This window comes from Psychrobacter sp. 1U2, from assembly GCF_051847575.1.
In genome coordinates, this window is the sequence record NZ_JBPYDC010001192.1 from 1 (window position 1) to 674 (window position 674).

Genomic DNA, 674 nt, shown 5'->3' on the forward strand with positions numbered 1-674 from the left:
GTCAGTCGCTCAACCAACTGATTGTGTGCCAAAAACACATAACGCGACTCTGCAAGGCCATCGGCATGCGAAAAATACACATCATCAAACTCACCTGATACCGGCACTTTATTACCCGTATCGTCCATCTGCCAGTTGATCTTGGCAGGTGTGATAGCTGATGCGTGGATATTCGGTGTGGTAGGGTGCTGCATAGGTATCGTGGCAGCGCTACTATTTTTTGAAGAGGCGTTAGACATAGGCGATCACATTAGAGAAGGCAATAACAAAGAGCTACCAGCGCTCACGGCGGACAAACACCAGCCATGAGATAAAAATACCGACAAGCAAGCTCATCAAAACAGTAAACGCACCGTATAAAAACAATTGACCTTTGCTCTCATAAACCAAAACGTTTACTTGTGTCTGCAAATCATTTACTTGTCTTTGCAGTTGCGCATTGCGACTAAGTAGCGCTTGATTGGCCTCAGATAAGGCTTTATCTGAAGGCTGAATTTGTGCGGCTAAAGTATTGCTAGCTGACAATGTTTGGTCTGATGTTGACTGGACAGAAGTGTTTTGATTGGTGGCAGACGACGTTGCTACGGAATCAGTATTGCTCACTGATGGCGCCGCATGCGCTGACATGGCGATGAGCAAAAACGTACTAGCCAGGCCATGTTGATAGCGGCGAT

Annotated in this window: 2 protein-coding genes; both read right to left on the reverse strand. The window is 46.4% G+C overall.

The window, feature by feature from the left end; genetic code table 11:
* On the reverse strand, positions 1-239 hold a 239-nt coding region (locus ACS8FD_RS21140), incomplete at its 3' end, for a hypothetical protein (protein ID WP_439277311.1).
* Between the two features lie 34 nt (positions 240-273).
* On the reverse strand, positions 274-654 hold the full coding sequence (locus ACS8FD_RS21145) for a hypothetical protein (RefSeq protein ID WP_439277312.1): 381 nt from the start codon (positions 652-654) through the stop codon (positions 274-276).
* Between the last annotated feature and the right edge of the window lie 20 nt (positions 655-674).